This window comes from Enterobacter cloacae complex sp. P42RS (genome assembly GCF_014930595.1).
Lineage (GTDB): Bacteria > Pseudomonadota > Gammaproteobacteria > Enterobacterales > Enterobacteriaceae > Enterobacter > Enterobacter bugandensis.
In genome coordinates this window covers 177,409-197,639 of sequence record NZ_JADBRK010000005.1, presented here as the reverse complement: position 1 = coordinate 197,639, position 20,231 = coordinate 177,409, and the positions used below count along the sequence as shown (strand labels likewise).

Sequence of the window (20,231 nt, the reverse complement as noted above, 5' to 3'; positions counted from 1 at the left end):
CACCCGGCAAAATCAACGACTCAGAACTTCCACGAAACGCTGCCCACAATGCTGCGTTCTGCACCGAAGTAGCAGTAAGAGAGCGAGTTACACGCCGCAACGTAGCTTTTGTCCGTCAGATTATTGACGTTCAGCTGCGCACTCACGCCCGTAAGCCCCACTTTTGACAGGTCATACCCCACGACCATGTCAACCAGCGTGTACGATGGAAGCGTATGGGTGTTCTGGCGATCGCTGGCGATCCCGTTGACATAGCGCACGCCGGAGCCGACGGTCAGGCCGTCCAGCGGGCCGGTTTTGACGTCGTAGCTCAGCCAGGCGCTGGCCATGTTACGCGGGGCATAGACGGCGCGCTTGCCCTCCTCTTCCGGGCTGCTCTTCTTATAGCGAATATCCGTGTAGGTATACGCCGCCTGCATGCGCAGGCTGTCGGTCAGCTGACCAATCGCCTCCAGCTCAACGCCTTTGGATTCGATTTCACCGATGGAACGGTACGGATCGGTCGGCTCCTCTTTAGTGGCAATGTTCTTCTGGTTAATGCGGAACACCGAGGCGCTGAACTGGCTGTTCATCCCTTCTGGCTCATACTTCACGCCCGCTTCCCACTGCTTGCCCTTCATCGGATCCAGGATATTGCCCTGCTCGTCGGCAAAGCTGGTCGGCGTAAAGGCGGTGGAGTAGCTGACGTACGGCGCAACGCCGTTATCAAACAGATACAGCAGCGCCGCGCGGCTGCTGAAGTTGTTTTTATCCAGATCGCTGCGGGTGTGGTTAAAGTTGTCGACGTTCGACACGCTCACCTGGTCGTAACGCCCGCCGAGCGTCAGGCGCCAGCGGTCAACGGACATCTGATCCTGTAGGTAGTAACCGGTCTGGCGAAGCTTATGCTTTTCCCTGCTGTACTGGGTGATGTAGTCCGGCTTCGCACCGTAAACCGGGTGGAAGGCGTCAATCGGCGGGAAGCCGCCATAGTAGCCGGTCACGTTGTTGGTGCGGTCCTGGTAGTCCATACCGATCAGCACGCGGTGGTTCACCGCTCCGGTGTCGAAGCTGCCGTCGACCTGGTTATCCAGGGTGATGGCGTTCATCTTCTCGTCGGAGCCGGAATAGCCGCGGTTCAGCTCGGTGTCATTCAGCCAGCCTGCGGCATACACCTGGTTCAGCTCCACTTTGGTGTGCAGGTAGCGCAGCTTCTGGCGCACGGACCAGCCGCTGTCAAACAGGTGCTCAAGGTTATAGCCGACCATATTTTCCCGACGATCGTACTTGTCGTATTCGTCTTCACCTTCAAAGAACGTGTTGGAGATTTTCTTCCCGCTGTGCGGCACAACCGTGCCCTCATACGGCAGGCCGGAGTGGCTGCCACCTTCCGGATCGCGGTGCAGGTAGGCCATCAGATCCAGACGGGTGTTATCGGTGATACGCCAGGTCAGGCTCGGCATCAGCGCGTAACGCTCTTCCTTCAGCGGATCGAACTGGGAATCGGCATAGCGGGTCATCCCGCTGAGGCGCACCGCCACGCGGTCATTATCATCAACCGGGCCAGTAACGTCGAACATCGCCCCACGCTGGTTATTGTTCCCGGCGAAGAGCTTGATCTCCCCGCCCGGATCGAACGACGGCTTACGGGAGGTAAGCGCCACAATCCCGCCCGGCGATGAACGGCCATAGAGCACGGAGGCCGGACCGCGCACGACTTCGATACTGTCCAGGAACCACGGATCAACCACCAGCGAGCTGTGAGAGTTGGTGTCGCCCATCATCTTCAGGCCGTCCAGGTAGACGTTGTCCAGGCTGCCGTCAGAGAAGCCGCGTAGCACCATGTAGTCAAAGCGGTTAGACGCCCCAATCTGGTTGCTGTAGACCCCCGGCGTGTAGCTCACGGCCTGACGCACGCTGGTTGCGCCCTGCTCTTCGAACTGCTCGCGCGTGACGATAGAGACCGACTGCGGAGTTTCAATATCCGGCGTTTCAAGCTTGGTGGCCGCAGACTGCATCTGCGAGGTCACCACCACGGTGTCAGTTTTTTGCGCATCCTGCGCCAGTAAAGGAAAAGCGACGCTACCGGTAACCCATCCCACCAGCAGTGCCAGACGCGATTTAGCAAACATAACCCTCTCCAGAGACATTTCTTATTGTTAATAAGAATTATTACCTTTTTGAGGATGCAAACGGCTATGCGCGCCGCCAGGTTATGTATGCGCAATGCTAAACCGCACGGGATACGTTCGCGCGATGGCCGAAATTACGTTAGCGGAGTTTGCGCACGTCACCCGGTGAAATCCCGTAATGACGACGAAACGCGGTGGCGAAGTTGGTGGCATGCTGATACCCGCACATCCACGCCGCCTGCTGCACGCTGTGGCCTTCCAGCAGATAGCGACGCGCCAGCGCAAGGCGACAGTCGCGGAGGTAATCGAAGAGCGTGCAGCCGTAGCGCTGACGGAACTTGCTGCGCAGGCTGCTTGGGCTCATTGCGGCAAGGGCTGCCAGCTGCGCGAGATTATGATCCCGCTCAGGAGACTGTTCCAGCAGGCTCCGCACGCGTTCAAGACGCGCATGCTCAGGGCGGCTTAGGCAAGGCTGCTGGCGCTGGCTGAGGCCGTGGCCGAGCAGCTGGTACATCAGCCCCTCCAGCACCAGCTTGCGTGAGAGCACGCTTCCCCTCTGCCGCTGCGCATGCAGAATACCTGACATCACAAACTCGGGAACCTGCCAGACAAACGCGGGTGCATTCAGGCTTTGCCATTCCAGAAGCAATGAGTCAAGCAGGGCTTCACGTCCGGCATCGTGGGGATACACGCCAAACGAGAGCGTTTTCAGCGTGCTGTCGGCATCGTGACGCGCGCTCATTACCTGATCTTCACTCAGACGAGAGCTGAACGCCATGCCCGGGTGGACGGGATAATCGATACCATTGAGCGTGAGCGTCACGCACCCTTCCAGCACCACCAGCATATAGAGCGGGCTGCTGTGGCGAGAGGTGGTTTCATAGGGCTGTAATACACGTACGTCGGAATGGGTCAGCGAAATGCCGGACGAGAGCATCATCTCTTCAACATTCCCCTGCAACACGGGGCTGCCGCTGGCCTGCGCCTCTTTTAACTGGGGGAAACGGTAGTCGATGCCGTAGCGCTCGCCGAATACCTGAAAATCTTCAACAAAAAATATGCGTTTCGCTGATCTATTTTCACTCTGGAGCATCATTCGGGGCCTGCATCGGGGAAAGGGCAGGCAAAACAGTACCATCCCTTTGCAATGGCAGCAATCACCGGGCGCAGACATTATTACGCTCCGGACGAAGCCGGAGCGAAGTCATATATTTCCTTGCGAGAAATATATTTATGCTTCCTGCCACTCAGCAAAAACCTCTTTATGGTTTTTGGTCAGGACAACTTTATTATCTTCGACCTTATCGACCCAGCCGAGCGGAATAAAGTGGTGTTTGCCGCCCGATTCCGGATCGCTCTTCGCAAGCTTGATGCGCTCACCATCAAGATGGTCCACAACCCCGACGTGCGTTCCGCAGCTGGCGACAACCTGAGTGTGATCCTTAATTGCGCTTTTATCTACCATAATTATTCTCCTGTTTCGGTTATTTGCCTGTTGCACGAAATTAACTGTAGCGCATAAATTCTGGCTTAAAAGGCTTATTAGCATTTTGAAACATCATTGACAGAATCGAATATTATGTCTATTTAGCGCCGAAAGGAAAAAATAAGAATGAGATGAATTATTACCGACTGATTATTTCCCGTTCATAATTAAATTATCGCAACCAACGAGGAGGTATTTATGACGATTCGCAATAATAATCGGGCAGAAATTTCGCTGGCTCTTGGTGAAGCGGTCCTGGACATCGTGCAAAAAGGCCATGATTTATCGCGAGAGAATCTCGCCCAGGCGATGAAAATCAAAGCGGAGAAAGAGCGCGACGACGAGCGGCTTTTGAACTACTGGAAGGCGTGTAATATGCTGGTTTGAACGTAGCGGCGTTTAGGCTGACTAAACGCCGCCTCCTGTTACTCGTCGAAGTACCAGTACCCCTGGTTAATCAGCCCGGTGAGTTCGTCCACAAACGCCGGGTTTTTCAGCGCATCGCCCAGCTCGGCCTGGCCGAGCTCGGTGTAGCGGCACAGCGCGTCCGCGCCCTTCGCGTCTACCGTCTCCAGCTGTTCGCTGTTAATGAAGAAGCTGCCGTTAACGTTCAGCACGCGCAGGCCGCTCAGGCGCGACAGCGTTTCGCCGCCCTGCAGCGCGTCCAGCACCTCGTCTGCGGAATAAGGCGGCTCGGCGGCGGCAATATCCAGTTCGTGACGCGGCGTGGAGACGAAGCTGCCAAACCATTTTGTGAAATCATCCGGCTTGCTGATCATGTCGATCATCATCTGACGGATACGATCGAGCTCGTACTGCTCCACGCGGCCCGGGTGTTCGCGGCAGGTCAGATCCGGATCGCTGTAGTGCTCGCCACCCAAATCGTTTTCCAGCGCGTAGTCGGCAAAGCTGCTGATCAGATCGCGGCCGTTCGGCCCGCGGAAGCCGACGGAGTAGTTGAGCGCGGTTTCATGGGTGAAGCCGTCATGCGGGAATCCAGGCGGAATATAGAGGATATCGCCCGGCTCAAGATCTTCGTCGATGATCGGCTCAAACGGATCGACATGCAGCAGCGCCGGATGCGGGCAGAACTGACGCATCGGCAGCTTGTCGCCCACGCGCCAGCGGCGGCTGCCCATCCCCTGAATGATAAACACGTCGTACTGATCGATATGCGGACCCACGCCGCCGCCCGGCACGGAGAAGGAGATCATCAGGTCATCAAGACGCCAGTCCGGCAGGACGCGGAACGGACGCACCAGTTCGGCGGCGGGCATATGCCAGTGGTTCACCGCCTGCGCCAGCAGCGACCAGCCGGTTTCACCGAGGTTATCGAAATGCTCAAACGGACCATTGCTGGCCTGCCATTTGCCGTTAGCGTGGCTCACCAGACGGCTATCGACTTCCGGCTCCATCGCCAGGCCTGCCAGCTCGTCCGGGGTAATCGGGTCGACAAAATTCGGGAAGGCATTTTTCAGCACTACGGGTTGTTTTTGCCAGTATTTCTCAAGAAATTCCAGCCAGTTCAGGTTCAATTGATACGCCATGGGTAGCACCAGTGAGAGGGGAAACAGGCGCGATTATGTAAGAGAGCGCATCAAACTGCCTTGTCATGGGTCAATGTCGAAGACTCTTCAACGGACGGAATGATGAGATCGCCTCAAATCTTTTCCCGTATGCGCTTCAACAATGAGTAAAAATTCATCCCGATATGGACGGATTATTTTAGGATCCCACGCCACACAAATTTCCCAGTACAGTGATTCCAGGTCAGGTACGATAAGTCTTACTCCTTCTGGTGAAATATGTCTCACGCTTTCAGGCAAAAAAGCGACTCCATTTCCACCCGCGATCAATGCCAGCAGAGTTGGCATATCATCTGTCACCGAGACAGGGTCAGCAATTAATTGGTTGGTAAGGATAAACTGAGAAGTTTGTTCTGCAAGACATGGGCTAACAGCAGGAGTCAATTGTAATAAAGGATACTGAGATAGCACATCACGGATATGTGTAATGTCTTTTTTATAAGATGATGGTATAGCCAGTATCAACTTTTCTTTGTAGAGCACTCGAGAAGTTAACTCATTGCCAGCCGGCATCCGGAAGAAGCCGATATCAAGAGTTCCTTCAAGTAGCATTTTACGCTGCACACCTGAGGGGAGATTGCTTATATTTACTTCACACTCCGAAAATTTATGCCGGAAGGTATTTATCCATAATGGTACTGTATGAAAAGTTGAAATCCCAAAACCAAGCATAAGTTTTTCATGGCTATCTTTAAATAGTTTTTCGGCATAATTCAAAAAATCAGCATGAATCTTCAGTAACTCATTTGCCTTTAAAAAAAGCTGGCGGCCGGGCTCAGTTAAGATTGCGCCATATCGACCGCGAGTGAAAAGAGGACCACCAATAAGAGTCTCTAACATTTTTATCTGCTTTGATAACGCAGGTTGCGTCAAAAACAACAGCCGCGAAGCGCGATGATAACTCCCCTGCTCTGCAAGTGTTACAAATGCCCGTAACAACTTGATATCGATTCCTTTCATTTATCAAATCCTGAAAAAATGGAATTTTACAAGAACACGTCATAGACACATTATAGAAAATACCTGCCAAAGAAGAAACCGTATCTGGCAGTAAGATTTATGTAATTCGCTATATGAATATAAAGGAATATATAAAAATGCCAAATGTTGCTGTACTGACTAACGATCTGCAGTATGAGTTCACTTATAAAATTACGCATTCTGAAGAAGAACTCGCGCAAAAGTTGATAGCTTTCAATGCCTTTTTAGACGGTGTGAGAAAACAAAATCAAACGATCATACATCTGCAACTCATAAATGACCCTAGCGATCCAGCTGTTCAACGTCGCTATAAAAACCGCGCTGCGGGCATTCCCGCTTTAGCTGGAAGACCTGAAAATCAAATTATCAGTAGCATATGCCATTCCTCAGACCTTATCGTTGTAAAAGGTCGAGATAGTGGTTTCTTCAACAATAATCTTGATGAGACGCTACAGGATCTCGGTATCAAAACGGTCATCGTTACGGGTTTGCAAACCCATGTTTGCGTACAGACAACTGCTGCAGATGCATTTTTTCGCGGATACAACGTTTGGGTCCCGGAAGATTGTGTATTTGCCCCTTCCTCAGAAGATACAGTCCGTGCTCTGGAATGGCTTTCAAGATATTGCGCTACCGTAGCGTCCTCCTCTGAGATTCTTTCTTTGTTAGAAAAACATGGCGATCTTCCGGAACGTAGTGAAAGGAGAGGATCATGAGCAACGAATTAGAAATCAAAGATAAAAAAACAGAGACAGTCCTGCTGGATCATGGTACTGGCGCTCGCTTAAGTCGCGAATTGGTTGAGTTGATAGCGCATATTCTGGGAGATACCTACCTTGGAACAATGGAAGACAGCGCACTGCTGGAACTTCCTTCCCGAAAACTCGCATTTACTACGGACTCATTTGTCGTAACACCGATCATCTACGGCAATGGCGACATAGGAAAAATTGCGGTATGTGGTACCGTCAACGATCTCGCTGTGAGCGGAGCAAAACCGCTTTATCTGACGCTCAGCCTGATCATTGAAGCTGGCATGTTAATGTCAGACCTAATCAAGATTATTGAATCAGTGCGTGAAACAGCTAAAGCGGCCGATATTAAAATTGTAGCAGGGGATACAAAAGTTGTAGGTAAAGGTGAAGCCGATCAGTTATTTATTAACACCGCAGGCATTGGTGTCTTCGAAAATCCGTCGGTCTCAATAAAAAATGTACGTCCAGGACAAAAAATCATTCTCAGCGGGAACATTGGAAACCACTCAATTCACCTTTTATCTATCAGAGAAGGTCTGGGATTTGAAAGAAATATTCTGAGCGATTGCGCACCTCTCAACCATATGATTCGGTCCCTGCTCAATAATCTTCCTGCTGGAAAAATAGCGTCCATGAGGGATGTTACGCGTGGCGGCTTATCTGCCGTTCTCCATGAGCATGCCCGAGCTTCCGGAAATGAGATTCGTTGCGAGAAGCAATCCTTGCCAATACAGCCTGAAGCAGCAATGGCTGCCAATATGTTAGGAGTGGATGTAATAAACCTTGCTAACGAAGGTTGTCTTTGCTTGTTCGTTGAGCCAGATAGCGCAGATGACGCGCTTGCCCTTTTAAGGGCCCATCCGCTCGGCCAAAATGCGGCTATTGTCGGCGAAGTTCTTCCAACCATTGAGCCAAAAGTCACCATGCTTGAGCCAGATGGAACACTGTCAACAATTGAGGAACTTTATGGTGCTGAACTCCCACGACTCTGTTAATCAGTTCGATGATCTTTTAATACGGCGTTATCGCGTATGCGGCATCGTCCAGGGGGTCGGATTCCGGCCCTTTGTACATCGCCTGGCACAGTTATTTGATGCTACAGGCTGGGTCCTTAATGATTCGGAAGGCGTATTAATTGAAATACAAGCAACACAAGACAATCTTACCCGTTTCCTTGACGAACTGATATTAAGCCCTCCTCCTATGGCCAAAATTATCAGTGTGCAGGAAGTGCAAAGAGAAAAAAACGAACTTCGGTATACCGAGTTCAATATTCGAGAAAGTCATCTTCTTAGCAGTATGAATACTATTATCCCTCCAGATTCAAATGTTTGCAGTGACTGTCTGGAAGAAATGAACACACCGGATAATAGGCGCTATAAATACGCATTCATAAATTGTACGAACTGTGGGCCACGGTATAGCATCATTAAAGGGATGCCTTATGATCGAGAAAAGACCACGATGCGTGCCTTTTCTATGTGCAGCGCATGTCAGCATGAATATGATGATATTGAAGATCGTCGCTATCATGCCCAACCAAATGCCTGTCCTGAGTGTGGTCCACAATTGCAATTAACTCAACGCGACGGCTCAACAATCGTTACCGATGATATTATCGATTTCGCCCTCGCACGGTTACAAGAAGGAGCCATTGTTGCCGTGAAAAGCTTAGGTGGATTTCATCTTGTCACCGATGCAAGTAACAATAATGCTGTTCAGGAATTAAGAAAACGTAAACGCAGAGACTCAAAACCTTTCGCGGTGATGCTCTTAAACAGTGATAGTGCATCACGTATTGCTTATATAAATGTGCAGGAGCAAGAAATTCTTGAAAGTTCACAGCGACCAATCGTATTGCTACGAAAGCGACACAATATGCTCGCAAACTCTGTTGCGCCTCATAATCCCAGTATTGGAGTAATGCTCCCCTCAACTCCGCTTCAATATTTATTACTTAGCGATCCGAAAATGCCAGCACTGGTGATGACGAGCGGGAATCGCTCTGGCCACCCTATTGTGTGTGATAATGCTCGCGCAATTGAACAATTAGGTGACATTGCTGATTATTTTATTCTCAACAATCGCGACATACAGACGCGTGTTGATGACTCTGTCGTTCGTGTTATGTCGTTACCAGAGGGAAGACATAGTCACCTTTCTTTCATTCGACGCTCGCGCGGATATGCTCCTTATCCTGTTCATTTGCCATTTGACGCAGGTAGGTCTATTGCGCTAGGTGCTGAATTAAAGACTACGGTGAGTATCGCTAAGGGTAAAGAGGTTTTCATCAGCCAACACATTGGTGACTTAAAAAATGACCAAACTTTCAATTCTCATCTCGAATGTGTAAACCATCTGCAAAAATTGCTTGGCACAAGAGCTAATGCAATAGCCTGCGATCTGCATCCTTCTTTTCGCTCTACACGTAATGCACTAAAGCAATCAAAGCTACAAGTTATTCAGGTACAGCATCACCACGCACACATGGTGTCATGCATGGCAGAAAATGGGCTTTCTGGTAAAACTATCGGCGTTATTTTCGATGGTACGGGATATGGAACAGACGGCACCATATGGGGTGGAGAATTTCTTACCGGTGATGAAAAAAGCTTCGTAAGGGCAGCATTCCTTCGTACCTTCTCTCTCCCGGGCGGCGACAAGGCTGTTAAGGAGCCTATAAGGATTGCTATATCGTTGTTAACAGCACTATACGGAGAACATGTCGAGGGCGTTAACCTTCCTGCGCTTGAAGTGCTGTCAGCTCAGCAGCTTAGCGTGTACGCTAAAATGGCTGCCAGGCATTTCAACTCCCCCAAAACCAGTAGTATGGGAAGGTTATTTGACGGCATATCAGCGTTAATAGGTATTTGCTCGTATGTCGAATATGAAGCACAAGCTGCTATTGAGCTTGAAGCCTTACTAAATCGCGATCTCTACATGTCACAACCTTTTTCATATTGTATCCAAGAAAAAAATGGTCATCTAGAAGTGGATTATCGTCCAATGATAAGGGAATTAGTGTCTGAGCTTACTACGACAGCGCCTAATCTCCCCCTATTGAGCAGGCGTTTTCATTCAACGATTGTGGACATGATCATCTCAGTTTGTATGCGTTTATCAAAAGTATCCGCAACAAGACAGGTCGTATTAAGCGGAGGTGTATTTTTGAATGAATTTATCCTGCTTAATACTGTGGAAGGGTTAAATTCTGCTGGCCTGAAACCTTATTTCCACCAGAGCGTCCCCACCAACGATGGCGGTATATCACTAGGTCAAATTGTTGTAGCGATGGGGCAATTACAGGAAAAACATATTGATGTCAGGGAGACCGAGCATGCGTGAATACGTAAATCATTTTTCAGCCGTATTATTTGACATGGATGGCGTGCTTATTGATTCCAACTCAGTCATTGAAAGAGGCTGGCGAGAAGCTGCGGAAATATTTGGCAAGACAATTTCGCAAGACGACATTATCAAGCACATACACGGACAGCCTGGACCTCATACTATCCAGGCACTTTTTAGTGACCTGCCTGTTGAAGCGCAGAGAAAAATTCAGGCACACATTATTTATGTGGAGAATACAGCGGAATATGATCCTATTCCGGGCGTTGCAGAGCTAATTACTTCACTTGATTCAGTAGGAATCCGCATTGGCATAGTGACTAGCGGGTGGAGAGAGAAAATTGATCGTGTAACTTCCATGCTAGGGGTGCAACACTGTATTTCGGTTATTGTTGAACGGGATGATGTCAAAAAAGGGAAACCCTCTCCCGATCCCTACCTACTTGCTGCGGAACGGCTCTCAACGCCACCGGAGAAAATCATTGTTTTTGAAGATTCAAGGAGTGGAGTGACGTCTGCAGTGAGTGCTGGCACCTGTTGCGTTGGAATAGGTGGGATTGAACTGATTGCTAATGGAGCCAGATGCGCTATCCCTGATTTCACAGGAGTCGAGGTATTAACACGTATGGATAGTAAGGCCGCAATTTCATTGTGCCCAGGGCACGTATTAGTTGCAGAAAGATTTATTGAGTCTGACGACTAGCGACATGCTTTAAATTGTTCTTGCTCCCCTTGAACAGGGAGCAAGAACTTTCAGGGTAACAGATGAATCAAAACCTTAATCCAGGTTCAGCTCGTCATAATGGGTAATCAGTTTGCCCACGATGCCGTAGTCCAGCGCTTCTGCCGGAGACATCCAGTAGTTGCGGTCGGTGTCTTTTTTCACTTTTTCCAGCGGCTGGCCGGTGGCGTCAGCGATCAGCTTGTTGACGCGATCCAGCATGCGGATGATCTCGCGCGCTTCGATCTCAATATCCGTCGCCTGACCGCGCACGCCGCCCAGCGGCTGGTGGATCATAAAGCGGGTATTCGGCAGCGAGTAGCGGTGCTCTTTTTTCGCGGCCAGGAAGATGGTGATCCCGGCGCTCGCCACCCAGCCGGTGCCGATAACGTGCACGTCCGGGCGAATGAATTTGATAAAGTCGTGAATGGTGTCACCCGCTTCCACGTGGCCGCCCTGGCTGTTGATGTACAGCTTGATCGGATCGTTGCTGACGCTTTGCAGCAGGATCATCTGGGTAATGACCTTCTGCGCCAGCTCCTGGTTGATCTCGCCGGAGATGACAATCGAACGGGACTCCAGCAGTTTTTGCTGCAGAGCGCCCGCGCCGCTTGACCCTTCCGCTTTGTCCTTGTCGCTCTCTTTCAGTGTGTAGTGCATTGTTGTTTCCTCAGCTTGTCGCGCTCAAAACCAGAGTGTAGCCTGTTTTATCGGTGAAAGTCCTCACAGACAAATAACGAGGGATCTTATGAATATTGCACATGTCGCACTCTGGACCCGCAGCCTTGAAGCTCAGGTTCAGTTCTGGGAAACGGTGTTTAATGGCCGCAGTAACAAACGCTATGTCAGCAAAAACCGTCCGGGGTTTGAATCCCATTTTATTACCCTGGATGACGGGCCGACCCTCGAGCTGATGACGCTGCCGGACCTGCCCGACGCCCCGTCGCACCCGGAGTTTATCGGCTGGGCGCATATCGCCATTAACGTCGGCAGCAAGGCAAAAGTGGACAGCATGGCCGAGCGGGCGCAGGCCAACGGCACGCTGCTCAGCGCCCCGCGCATGACCGGGGACGGCTTCTATGAAGCGGTGATCGCGGACCCGGACGGCAACCGCATCGAGCTTGTCGGTGCATAAAAACAGCGTTTCATTCCTTCACCGCCCCCGCCCCGGCTCGCTATACTTCATATGGTTATCATATTGTTAAATGATAATGATATTTAATGTGTTAAGATGAAAGTCAGCATAAACAGTCTCTTACGCCACCGTTGGGACTGTTTGCATCCTCGACATTTAAATCAGCACCGGGGCGGTGAATGGAACACATTGTGTATGTGGTTGATGACGATGACGTGGTCAGGCAGTCCGTAATCGGGCTGCTGGAATCGGCAGACTTAAACGCCATCGGCTTTTCATCAGCAGAAACGTTTCTTCAACACCGGTTTGAGGATCTGCCGTCGTGCGTGATCCTCGATATGCAGATGCCCGCCATCTCGGGCTTCGAGGTGGCGGACGCGCTCAAAGACAGCGGGCGCGAGATCCCGATTATTTTTCTCACCGGCCACGGCACTATCCCGATGTCGGTGCGCGCCATCAAAGGCGGCGCGTACGAATTTCTCACCAAGCCCGTTGAATCCGCCGCGCTGATCGACGCCATTGAGTCCGCGCTGCAGCTGGCGGAAAACAACGCCGTGCGCAATAAAGAGCACTACGCCCTGAAGCAGCGCCATCTGTCCCTCACGCCGCGCGAGCACGAGGTGCTTGAGCTTGCCATCACCGGCAAGCTCAACAAGCAGATTGCCGCCGAGCTGGGCGTCAGCGAGATCACGGTGAAAGTGCACCGTCGCCGCGTGATGGAGAAAATGCAGGTGCGCTCGGTTGCCGAGCTGGTCAGGGCCGTTGAGCGCCTGACCAAAAGCCAGCCCGCGGAGTAACCTTTTACCCTTCCTGCGCCGCCAGCGGCAGCGCAAACGCGAACACCGTGCCGTAAGGCTCCCGGCGGCGCGCGCTCAGCTTCCCGCAGTGGCGCTCGATGATGCTGGCGCTGATGGTCAGCCCCATCCCCATCCCCTGTGGCTTGGTGGAGTAGAACGAGTCAAAAATCTGCTCCAGCCGCCCGGGCTCAATGCCGCTCCCGGTATCGGCGATCTCAACGATCACTTTCCCTTCCGCGTTGGCGGTGCTGAGGATGATGGTACAGGCGCGATCCTTCACCTCGGCCATCGCCTCCACCGCATTCATCACCAGGTTGAGCAGCACCTGCTGGATCTGCACGCTATCGCCAGTGATAAAGCTGTCCTGCGCCTTCAACAGATAATCAACGCTAATGTGTCGCTGCTCCAGCTCGCTGCGCGAAAGCGTGATGATATGGTGGATCAGATAGTGCAGATCGATGCGCGCGAAGGTGGGCTCCTGCTTGCGCGTCAGGGACTGAATGCTGCGAATGATCTCTCCCGCCCGCGCGCCTTCCGCCGCGATCTCCTCCAGCCCTTCCCGCACTTTATCCAGCCGGGCAGGCTCGCGGTTAAGCCAGCGCAGGCTCGCCCCGGCGTTAGAGACGATGGACATCAGCGGCTGGTTGATCTCGTGGGCGATGGAGGAGGTTAACTGTCCGACGGTGGTGGCCCGCGACACCCGCGCCAGTTCCGCCTGCGCCACCCGCATGGCATCCTCCGCGGCGCGCTGGCTGGTGATATCGGTAATGATGCCGTAATACTCGTTCACCTCGCTGCCCACGCCCACCGGATCGCCAATCCCGAGGATATAGCGCGTTGAGCCGTCGGTACGCTTAACCCGAAACTCCGCGCGCATCGAGAGCCCTTCCCGCACGCTCTGGGTGACGATGGCGCTGATGCGGGCGTAATCGTCCTCATGAACGAAGGTCAAAAACTCCGCCATGGAGATCGTCTTTTGCCGCTCGGGCAGGCCGAGGATGCGGGCATACTCCTCCGAGACAAACATCAGATCCTGCTCCAGCTCCCAGCGCCAGCTGCCGGTGTGGCTGATCTGCTCGCCCAGCATCAGCGAGGTCTGGCTGGCGCGCAGCTCTTTTTCCACCCGGCGGCGCTGGATGTTCTCCGCCAGCAGCTCGGCGTACAGCCGCGCTGTCTCCAGGGAGACCGCCGCCTGCGCGCCCAGCAGGCTGACCACGCGCGAGTGCTCGGCGGTAAACACTTCCGGCATCAGGCGGTTTTCCAGGTACAGAACGCCCACCAGCCGCGCCTGTTTGAACATCGGGACGCACATGACCGCCGCCCCCGAGGTCACCAGATAAGGGTCCTGACTGAAGGGGTGAAACTCCTCCGGCCTGCCGGTGCGGATCTCCTGCCCGGTGCGGATCACCGCCGCGAGCACCGACAGGGGCATGTCGGTCGCCGTCGGCACGTCTTTCAGGATCCGCACCCGCACGCCTTCGGTGCTGGTCCAGGCGCTGGCTTCGATCTCCGGGATGAGGCTATCGCTCACGCGAAGCAGCAGGCCGCGCTGCGCCCCGGCGCGTTCGAGCAGGCTGGTCATCAGGTTTTCGATCAAGCGCTCGAGATTGATCTCTTCCGACAGCGCGCGGGAGGCTTTGATGACGCTTTGCAGATCGCGGATCGTCTCGTTCTGGGCGAACGCCACCGTGTCATAGGCGCTGGCCTGCCCGGAGGCCAGCAGGTGCGGGAAATCCTGCTCCAGCTGGCGCACCTTGGCCTGCGCGCCCGCCCGCCCCCAGGCGGCAATTGCGCCGCGGAAGTGCGCGTCCGAGGCGGTCGGGTAGCCGCAGGCCAGCGCGAAGCGCCCAGCCAGCTCGTGGGCCAGGGCGTTAATGGGGTTAAAGCCGCCCTCGCGGGAGAGCCGGACCGCCTTCTCATACTGCTCAAGCGCGATGCTGTTCATCCCGTCCAGACGCACGATTTCGGCGTAGATCAGCGCCTCTTTATCCGCGAACGTGCCGGGATTGATGCGCGCCCAGAGGGCGATTTTGTCGTAGTGGGCGTGAATGCTGCGGCGATGATTCGCCGAGAAGGTCTCCGGCGTCAGCTGACGGGAAAGCGCCAGCGCGCTGTAAAGATGGTAATCCAGCAGATGGATGTGGCCCGGCGCAGACCACGCGTACCACCCCGCCGTCTCGAGATCCGCCTGCGCGTCGGCATATTCGCCGCAGGTAAAGTGCGCCATGCCGCGGTAGAGCCAGTACCAGAAAAGCATGGTGGAGGTCTGCTCCGGCGCCTGCTCCGGCGACGCGGGCAGCAGCGCCTCGGGCAGCGCCTGCGACGCGGTCCAGGTGCCGATGACCGGCGTGCGCAAAAACGCAACAAAGGTGCGCTGGATCGTCAAAATGGTTTCCACGTCCTGGAAGTGGGTTTTTCGCACAAACGCCAGGCCGCGATCGATGCTGGTCAGCACCCCGTCCAGGTGATCGCCCCGCGAGAGGAAGTTGATCACCTGGTGGCAGGCCGCAAAGCAGGCCATCGTCATATCCCCGTGGGTCACCGCCGAGGTAAAGCAGGCCTTCGCGCACTCGATGGTAAACGACAAAGGCTGGGTCCAGACGCTGAGCTGGTCGAGCGGCAGCAGGGTTTTGGCTTCGAACGCGTCGTAGCCGTGGCGACTCACCAGCTCGCGGGCGAGGGTGCCGTACTGGAACCCGAGGCGATACTCGGCGTAGCGGTGGCCCATCAGCACGCCAAACCAGGCCATCGCCGTGGTGGAGGCGCCGGTAATGCCGTGGTCGAGGGTCAGGTGCATCATGCGGCAGAGCAGTAAAAAGTGCAGGCGCGGGCAGATGAAGCTGGCGCAAATGCTGGCGCTGTAGAGCAGGTTCATCACCGCTTCGGTTTCCGGGTTATCCATCCGCGAGAGCGGGGCAAACAGGTTTTGCGGCGCATCATTCGCGCGGTTGCAGAAGCGTTCCCAGGCCTCGTCGCAGTCGGCGTCTTCCGGATGGCGGCCGATCTGAATACCAAAAATTCCCAGCCAGCAGAGCGCCGCCTCCAGCGCCAGACGGCTGTCCGACTGGCGAATGTAGACTTCCACCAGCAGGTTGGCCGCCAGCGCTTTTTCGGTCAGCCCGCCGGGGCAGCCAAGGATGGCATCGCACAGCTCGCGGGTCCGCTCCAGATGGCCGAGCGCAAACTCGCAGCCCGCCTCTTCGATATCGAGCATAAAGTCCGACACCGTCCCGGCGTTTCCCAGCGCTCGGGCGGTCTGGATATAGCTCAGCGCCGAAAGATAATCCCCCGAACGCTTCGCGCGTCGCGCGGCCAGCAGGCTCAGCTCGCGGAACATCTGGCGCTGCGGGGCGGGCTGGACGCTGTCCAGCGCGGCCGTGACGTGGTGAACGGCGCAGAACAGCAGCTCGTTCCCCGCAGCCTGGCGCGCGGCATCGGCCAGCAGACCGGCGGTCGTCAGGTGAATATGGCTTTTCTCATGCCGGTCCAGCAGCGCAAAGGCCGCCTCCTGCACCCGGTCGTGGGTGAAGGAATACGCCTTTTCCGTCAGCACGATGAGCTGGGCCATCACCGCCGGATGCAGCGCGTAGCGCATCTCCGCCATCGATATACCAACCACGCGGCAGATCATCTCCATTTCACCCGTGCCGCCGAGACAGGCAAGGTTGCCCAGCAGGCGGCGCGTCTCGTCGGGCAGCTCTTCAAGCTGCTCCAGCACCAGAGTCACGACGTTTTCGGTGTAATGCCGGGCGCGGATCGCCTGAAGATCGTAGCGCCACTTGTCCTGATATTTGTTGTGTACCACCAGCCCGTCATCGACGATGCGGCGGAAAAACTCGTGTACAAAGAGCGGGTTGCCCCCGGTCTTTTCATGGATCAGCGTGGCGAGATCGGTCGTCGCCGTGCTGCGGGTGCGAAATACCGTCCCCAGCCAGCGCGCCACCGCTTTCACGGAAAGCGCCTGCGGGACAATTGCGCTCGCGTGCTGCGCCGCCTCCGGCAGGCTCGCCAGCAGCTGTTGCAGTGCGGGTTCGGACAAGGCATCGATATCGCGGTGAGCGACCACCACCAGCAGCGGGATCGCGCCGCAGTTCACCAGCAGGTAGTTGAGCGTTTGCAGGCTGGCGGCGTCGCTCCACTGGAGATCGTCGAGCACCAGCACCAGCGGGCAGCCCTGCGAGGCAAAGGTTTTCACCAGCGCCAGCACCATATGGCTGAAGCGCGCCCGGGCATCAATGGAAAACGTATCCGCCGAGAAGCGCGGCTTGCTCTCGAGCAGCAGGCCCAGCTCGGGCACCAGACTCACGGCCAGCGCCTCGTACCCCTCCAGGGCGCGCGACAGGCGGATTTTCCACTTCGCCACCTCGTCTGCCGGCAGCCCCAGCAGGTGCAGCGTCAGGGTGCGGAACGCGGAGCTTAATGCGCCGTAGGGCAGCGACGGCGAAAACTGGTCGACTTTGCCCACCGCCAGCAGCACCGTCCGCTGCTGTAGCGTTTTGAGCGCCGTCGCGATGATGGACGATTTGCCGATCCCTGACGGCCCGGCGATCGTTACCAGCTCCGGCACCCGGTTCTGCCCCACCCGCTCAAACGCGGCAATGACGTCGTTCGCCTGCGGATGCGTCGCGAACAGGGAGTCCGCCCGCCGGATCGCCGGGGTGCGATCCTGCTGGCCGGGGGTAAAGGCGACGATCTCGCCCTCGCAGGTCAGCGTCGCCTGGCAGCGGCGGAGGTCGGCAATCAGCCCGTCGACCGTCTGGTAGCGGTTATCCGGGTGCTTTTCCAGCAGCTTGAGGATGATGGTCGACAGCATACCCGGCACGTCCGGGCGGATCGTGTCCGGGGCCAGCGGCGCCGAGGCGATGTGGTAATGCGCCCAGTTGGTCTGGTCGTCCTCTCCCAGCTCAAACGGCAGGCGGCCGGTCAGAAGTTCATACAGCACCATGCCGAGGCTGTAGAGATCGCTGCGGTTATCCACGGGACGCCGGGTGCGGGAGGTGTGTTCCGGCGACATCCAGGCGGGCGTACCGCCTGAAACGGCAAGCCGGGTCTGAGAGAAAGCATCGGAGAGCGTGCAGGAGAGGCCAAAGCTGCCCAGACGGCAGGTGCCATCGTGATGAATAAAAATGCTGCCGGGCTTGATATCGCCGTGGATTAGGTTTTGCAGATGCATCTGGCGCAGGGGCGTGCAGATCTGGATCGCCAGCTCGATAAAGCGCGCGATCCCCGAGATCGCCCTGCCCGCGCGCCGCGCCAGCAGCTCAAAGGCAAACGGGGCGTACACCAGCGCGAAGCGTCCCCGGTACTGGGTGGACGCGACGGCGCGAATGGCCCAGCTGTCCTGCATCACGTCACGCAGCGCAAACTCGTTTTTCAGCAGCCGGGTGGCCCGCTCTTCCTCTTCGTCGCTGACCGCGGTGGCGATAATGAACGAGCCGCCGGAATGAGGATGTCGCGCATGCATCCAGGCGATACCGCCCTCCTGCGCCAGCACGGTAAACATCACATCCTCTTTAAGGACAAAAACCCGCCCCTGGTGAAGATTTCCCTGGGCGGGCCAGAATGCAGGCTGCTCGTGTTCGTTCATCCGCGATCCTTATTGTCGGCGGGCCAGCTCCCGCTGTATATGATCCAGCAGAATATCGATGTTAATGGGCTTACGCAAAAAAGCAGCGGCGCCCAGATTAAGAGCGTACCGCTGCATATTTTCATCAGCATGACCGGAGATAAAGAGCACGGGCGGCGGCGGTACGGCCAGCAGCCGCAGCTTGTCAAACAGCTCAAGGCCGCTCATGCCCCGCAGCTTGATATCGGTGATCACCAGCGCCGCGCCGGACAGGGCAAGCGGATGGCTGAGAAACACCTCTGCCGAATCAAAGGTGTCGGTTGAATAGCCTTCCGACTCCAGGAGATTACTCAACCCGCTGCGGACGGAACGTTCGTCATCAATGATGGCAATGCGCCACGGCAGCGTCATGCTGTTTTTCCTCTAACCAGTCATTTAACGTCGCGAGGGTCCTTCGCGGGCGCAGGGGGCGCCGTGCCGCTGATTTTCGGTACGCATTCGTGACGAAACCAGGCGAGGGTAAGCGGTTCGCGACTCAGTAAACGCCGTCCCACCGGGATGAGCTGTTCGCCCACCAGCATGCCAAACAGGCCAAGCAGGGCGACAACCGGCGGTGCCGGGGAATGGACGTCGAGCAGAGCGTAAATTACCCCAGCACCCACGCCGCACACCAGCGAAATTATCCATGCTTTCATGACGACGCTCCCGTCTGCGAGTTGGCCTGCGGAACGGTCACCTGAGGCGGGGGCGCGCCGTCGCGGGATAAGAGATGGCGCGTCGCCTGCTCACCCGCCAGCATCCCCAGCAGGCCAATCAACGCCAGCGCGGGCGGCGCGGGGGAGCGCACCTTCAGCACGGCGTACATCAGGCCAATCAACACGCCTGCGGCAAGGGATATCAGCCCAGTACTCATTGTGAACTCCAGAGAAAGAGGCAGCGGCGAGCCGGATGAGGGGCCAGCCCGCCGAGGGAACTTAGCGAGCCGGGACCGGCGCTAAGGTGCGGTGCTCGCTCTTCTGGCGAGACGGTGCTTTGTGCACCATGGTGTAGGCGTAATCCACGCCCATGCCGTACGCGCCGGAGTGTTCGCGCACGATATCCATCACCGCGGTGTAGGTCTCTTTACGCGCCCAGTCGCGCTGCCACTCCAGCATCACCTGCTGCCAGGTCACCGGGATCACGCCCGCCTGGATCATGCGCTGCATCGCGAAGTCGTGGGCTTCTTTGGAGGTGCCGCCGGACGCGTCCGCCACCATATAAATTTCGTAGTCGCCTTCCAGCATCGCGCACAGGGCGAAGCTGTTGTTGCACACTTCGGTCCACAGGCCGGCAACCACCACCTTCTTCTTGCCGTTAGCCTTCAGCGCGTCACGCACCTTCTGGTCGTCCCATGAGTTCATGGAGGTACGCTCCAGAATGTCCTGGCCCGGGAACACGTCCAGCAGCTCCGGATAGGTGTTACCGGAGAAGCTTTCGGTCTCAACGGTGGTGATGATGGTCGGGATGTTGAACACTTTGGCCGCTTTTGCCAGCGCCACGGTGTTGTTTTTCAGCACCTGGCGGTCAATCGACTGCACGCCAAACGCCATCTGTGGCTGGTGATCGATAAAGATGATCTGACAGTTCGCAGGGGTTAACACTTCGAGCTTTGAAGAGGTCATAGCATTTTCCAGTGGTTAAGGGTAGAAATCGCCGCGAGCGCCGCGACGATAAAGTCACCCTCATCCTGCGGTTTTCCGTCGCCG

At 55.5% G+C, this 20,231-nt stretch carries 17 protein-coding genes and 1 pseudogene; 7 read left to right on the top strand and 11 right to left on the bottom strand.

Annotated features, from left to right (window positions below; translation table 11 throughout):
- Positions 1-20 precede the first annotated feature (20 nt).
- From foxA to IM314_RS08795, 3 genes are all read right to left on the bottom strand, one after another.
- Positions 21-2,129, bottom strand: coding sequence for a ferrioxamine B receptor FoxA (gene foxA, locus IM314_RS08805; protein ID WP_193358567.1), 2,109 nt, complete (start codon positions 2,127-2,129; stop codon positions 21-23).
- Between the two features lie 121 nt (positions 2,130-2,250).
- Entirely contained in the window at positions 2,251-3,207 is a 957-nt protein-coding gene (locus IM314_RS08800; RefSeq protein ID WP_193358568.1) for an AraC family transcriptional regulator, read from the bottom strand.
- A gap of 135 nt (positions 3,208-3,342) precedes the next feature.
- Positions 3,343-3,576, bottom strand: a complete 234-nt coding sequence (locus IM314_RS08795) for a DUF2171 domain-containing protein (protein WP_003863067.1) — start codon at positions 3,574-3,576, stop codon at positions 3,343-3,345.
- 219 nt (positions 3,577-3,795) lie between these two features.
- On the opposite strand from IM314_RS08795, the gene IM314_RS08790 reads away from it, so the two are divergent.
- Positions 3,796-3,984, top strand: a complete 189-nt coding sequence (locus IM314_RS08790) for a DUF2767 domain-containing protein (protein WP_193358569.1) — start codon at positions 3,796-3,798, stop codon at positions 3,982-3,984.
- Positions 3,985-4,022: 38 nt separating this feature from the next.
- On the opposite strand, the gene IM314_RS08785 is transcribed toward IM314_RS08790, so the two are convergent.
- Both IM314_RS08785 and IM314_RS08780 read right to left on the bottom strand, forming a co-directional pair.
- Positions 4,023-5,144 (bottom strand): cupin domain-containing protein, encoded by a 1,122-nt coding sequence (locus IM314_RS08785; RefSeq protein WP_193358570.1) that lies wholly within the window; start codon positions 5,142-5,144, stop codon positions 4,023-4,025.
- An 87-nt stretch (positions 5,145-5,231) separates the two neighbouring features.
- A complete protein-coding gene (locus tag IM314_RS08780; protein WP_193358571.1) occupies positions 5,232-6,143 on the bottom strand; it encodes a LysR family transcriptional regulator in 912 nt (303 codons plus the stop codon).
- A gap of 137 nt (positions 6,144-6,280) precedes the next feature.
- Between IM314_RS08780 and IM314_RS08775 the strand changes: the two genes are divergently transcribed.
- From IM314_RS08775 to IM314_RS08760, 4 genes are read left to right on the top strand one after another with little or no spacing between them, the layout of a single operon-like run.
- Positions 6,281-6,880: a cysteine hydrolase gene (locus tag IM314_RS08775; protein WP_193358572.1), complete on the top strand. Its 600-nt coding sequence runs from the start codon at positions 6,281-6,283 to the stop codon at positions 6,878-6,880.
- The gene (hypE, locus tag IM314_RS08770; protein WP_193358573.1) at positions 6,877-7,914 is read left to right on the top strand and encodes a hydrogenase expression/formation protein HypE; all 1,038 of its coding nucleotides are present in this window, start codon (positions 6,877-6,879) and stop codon (positions 7,912-7,914) included. The genes IM314_RS08775 and hypE overlap by 4 nt, the downstream gene beginning before the upstream one ends.
- Positions 7,886-10,264 carry a carbamoyltransferase HypF gene (gene hypF / locus IM314_RS08765; protein WP_193358574.1) on the top strand — a complete coding sequence of 793 codons (2,379 nt, stop codon included), beginning with the start codon at positions 7,886-7,888 and terminating at the stop codon, positions 10,262-10,264. The genes hypE and hypF overlap by 29 nt, the downstream gene beginning before the upstream one ends.
- On the top strand, positions 10,257-10,970 hold the full coding sequence (locus IM314_RS08760) for an HAD family phosphatase (protein ID WP_193358575.1): 714 nt from the start codon (positions 10,257-10,259) through the stop codon (positions 10,968-10,970). Before hypF ends, IM314_RS08760 begins: the two co-directional genes overlap by 8 nt.
- A gap of 75 nt (positions 10,971-11,045) precedes the next feature.
- Here IM314_RS08760 and IM314_RS08755 read toward each other — a convergent pair.
- Positions 11,046-11,651 (bottom strand): annotated as a pseudogene (locus IM314_RS08755) (ATP-dependent Clp protease proteolytic subunit); the annotation flags it as partial.
- 85 nt (positions 11,652-11,736) lie between these two features.
- Between IM314_RS08755 and IM314_RS08750 the strand changes: the two are divergent.
- Both IM314_RS08750 and IM314_RS08745 read left to right on the top strand, forming a co-directional pair.
- Complete coding sequence (locus IM314_RS08750; RefSeq protein ID WP_047363980.1) at positions 11,737-12,123, top strand: VOC family protein; 387 nt, start codon at positions 11,737-11,739, stop codon at positions 12,121-12,123.
- A gap of 179 nt (positions 12,124-12,302) precedes the next feature.
- Positions 12,303-12,920, top strand: a complete 618-nt coding sequence (locus IM314_RS08745) for a response regulator transcription factor (RefSeq protein ID WP_047363981.1) — start codon at positions 12,303-12,305, stop codon at positions 12,918-12,920.
- 4 nt (positions 12,921-12,924) lie between these two features.
- On the opposite strand, the gene IM314_RS08740 is transcribed toward IM314_RS08745, so the two are convergent.
- From IM314_RS08740 to IM314_RS08720, 5 genes are all read right to left on the bottom strand, one after another.
- Positions 12,925-18,507: an AAA family ATPase gene (locus tag IM314_RS08740; protein ID WP_193359399.1), complete on the bottom strand. Its 5,583-nt coding sequence runs from the start codon at positions 18,505-18,507 to the stop codon at positions 12,925-12,927.
- Positions 18,508-18,516: 9 nt separating this feature from the next.
- Positions 18,517-18,897: a response regulator transcription factor gene (locus IM314_RS08735; protein ID WP_041911343.1), complete on the bottom strand. Its 381-nt coding sequence runs from the start codon at positions 18,895-18,897 to the stop codon at positions 18,517-18,519.
- 20 nt (positions 18,898-18,917) lie between these two features.
- Positions 18,918-19,181 (bottom strand): XapX domain-containing protein, encoded by a 264-nt coding sequence (locus IM314_RS08730; protein WP_063436519.1) that lies wholly within the window; start codon positions 19,179-19,181, stop codon positions 18,918-18,920.
- A complete protein-coding gene (locus IM314_RS08725) occupies positions 19,178-19,399 on the bottom strand; it encodes a DUF1427 family protein (RefSeq protein ID WP_023618601.1) in 222 nt (73 codons plus the stop codon). Before IM314_RS08725 ends, IM314_RS08730 begins: the two co-directional genes overlap by 4 nt.
- A gap of 61 nt (positions 19,400-19,460) precedes the next feature.
- Positions 19,461-20,147 carry a hydrolase gene (locus IM314_RS08720; protein ID WP_023331928.1) on the bottom strand — a complete coding sequence of 229 codons (687 nt, stop codon included), beginning with the start codon at positions 20,145-20,147 and terminating at the stop codon, positions 19,461-19,463.
- Positions 20,148-20,231 lie beyond the last annotated feature (84 nt).